Annotated in this window: 3 protein-coding genes; 1 reads left to right on the top strand and 2 read right to left on the bottom strand. The window is 65.8% G+C overall.

Features of this window, described 5'->3' with window-relative positions; all coding sequences use genetic code 11:
• A partial coding sequence (ettA, locus tag AC1D15_RS28720; RefSeq protein ID WP_477828697.1) for an energy-dependent translational throttle protein EttA occupies positions 1-1,485 on the top strand: 1,485 nt, incomplete at its 5' end.
• 13 nt (positions 1,486-1,498) lie between these two features.
• Here the strand turns inward: ettA and AC1D15_RS28715 are convergent.
• Complete coding sequence (locus tag AC1D15_RS28715; protein ID WP_477828696.1) at positions 1,499-1,810, bottom strand: hypothetical protein; 312 nt, start codon at positions 1,808-1,810, stop codon at positions 1,499-1,501.
• A gap of 149 nt (positions 1,811-1,959) precedes the next feature.
• The coding region (fliE, locus tag AC1D15_RS28710; protein WP_477828698.1) for a flagellar hook-basal body complex protein FliE at positions 1,960-2,102 on the bottom strand (143 nt) is incomplete at its 5' end.

Here is a 2,102-nt window from a genome sequence, read left to right as displayed (position 1 = left end):
GGCGAGGCCACGCCGATGCCCAACCTGCGCATCGGCTACCTGCCGCAGGAGCCGGTGATGGCGCCCGACCAGAYGGTGCGCGAGGCGGTCGAGGAAGGCCTGGGCGGCTCGCTGGCCGCCAAGAAGCGCCTCGACGAGGTGTATGCCGAATACGCCGAGCCCGATGCCGATTTCGACGCGCTGGCCGCCGAGCAGGCCGAGCTCGAAGCCATCATCGCCGCCGCCGGCAGCGAGAACACCGACCTGCAGCTCGAGATCGCGGCCGATGCGCTGCGCCTGCCGCCCTGGGAGGCGGTGGTCGGCAAGCTGTCGGGCGGCGAGAAGCGCCGCGTCGCGCTGTGCCGCCTGCTGCTGTCCAAGCCCGACATGCTGCTGCTCGACGAGCCCACCAACCACCTGGACGCCGAGTCGGTCGACTGGCTGGAGCAGTTCCTGAGCCGCTTCAGCGGCACCGTGGTGGCCATCACCCACGATCGCTACTTCCTCGACAACGCGGCCGAGTGGATCCTCGAACTCGACCGCGGCCGCGGCATTCCGTACAAGGGCAACTACAGCACCTGGCTCGACCAGAAGGAACAGCGCCTCGAGCAGGAACAGAAGACCGAGGACGCGCGCACCAAGGCGATGAAGAAGGAGCTGGAGTGGGTGCGCCAGAACCCGAAGGGCCGCCAGGCCAAGAGCAAGGCGCGCCTGGCCCGCTTCGAGGAACTGAGCGACGTCGACTACCAGAAGCGCAACGAGACCAACGAGATCTTCATTCCGGTGTCCGATCGCCTGGGCCATGAGGTGATCGAGTTCAGCAACGTCAGCAAGAGCTTCGGCGACCGCGTGCTGATCGACGACCTGAGCTTCAAGGTGCCGGCCGGCGCGATCGTCGGCATCATCGGCCCGAACGGCGCCGGCAAGTCGACGCTGTTCCGCATGATCGCCGGCAAGGAGCAGCCGGATTCGGGCACCGTGAAGATCGGCCCGACCGCGAAGATGGCCTTCGTCGAGCAGAGCCGCGAATCGCTCGAAGCCGACAAGACCGTGTGGCAGGACGTGTCGGGCGGGCTCGACAACATCATCGTCGGCAAGTTCGTGATGCCGTCGCGCGCCTACATCGGCCGCTTCAATTTCAAGGGCAATGACCAGCAGAAGCTGGTGGGCAGCCYGTCGGGCGGCGAGCGCGGGCGCCTGCACCTGGCGAAGACGCTGGCGCAGGGCGGCAACGTGCTGATGCTCGACGAACCGTCGAACGACCTCGACGTCGAAACGCTGCGCGCGCTCGAAGACGCGCTGCTCGAGTTCGCCGGCAGCATCATGGTGATCAGCCATGACCGCTGGTTCCTGGACCGCATCGCGACGCACATCCTCGCCTGTGAAGGCGATTCGAAGTGGGTGTTCTTCGACGGCAACTACCAGGAGTACGAGGCCGACAAGAAGCGCCGCCTGGGCGAAGAGGGCGCCAAGCCCAAGCGCCTGCGCTACAAGGCGCTGAAGTAAGGACTTCTGCCGGTCAGAAGGCTCGCTGGCAGGTCGCCAGCTTGTCCTTCGCCGGCATCGACAGCATCCGGTTCACCTCGGAGTTGTAGGTGGCGCGGTAGCCGTCGCTCTTGCGCACGGCGGACAGGTCCGACTTGGTCTTGGCCGCCAGCTGCTGCAGCATCTCCACCCCCGGCTTCATGCTCTTCGGATCGACCGGCGTGCAGACGAACAGGACGGCATCGATGCCGGCCACCATCTGCTCGACGGCGTCGTCGGCATGGGCGGGCAGGCAGGTCACGAGGGTTGCGACGAGCAGCCCCGGAATGGCAAACGCGGATTTCAAACAGCAGTCCAACGGTGAGATGCCGCAACGGCATCGGATGGCAACCACCGATTGTCCCGAAGTTCCGGCGCTTGCGCCTTCGGGTACACGCGAATGGGGGGTGACCGTGGATCGTCTACTTCGTCACGGAACCGTCTTGAAACAGGCCGTTACACCGACATGTTCATGATGTCGGAGTAAGCCTGCACCAGCCGGTTGCGCACCTGCAGCGTGGCCTGGAAACCGATCTGCGACTTCTGCATCGCGACCATCGTCTCCTCCAGGCTCACCGTCGGGTTGCCCAGCGACACCT

The sequence above is a fragment of the Rhizobacter sp. P2_H2 genome, from assembly GCF_056403375.1.
This window is presented reverse-complemented; position numbering and strand designations above follow the sequence as displayed.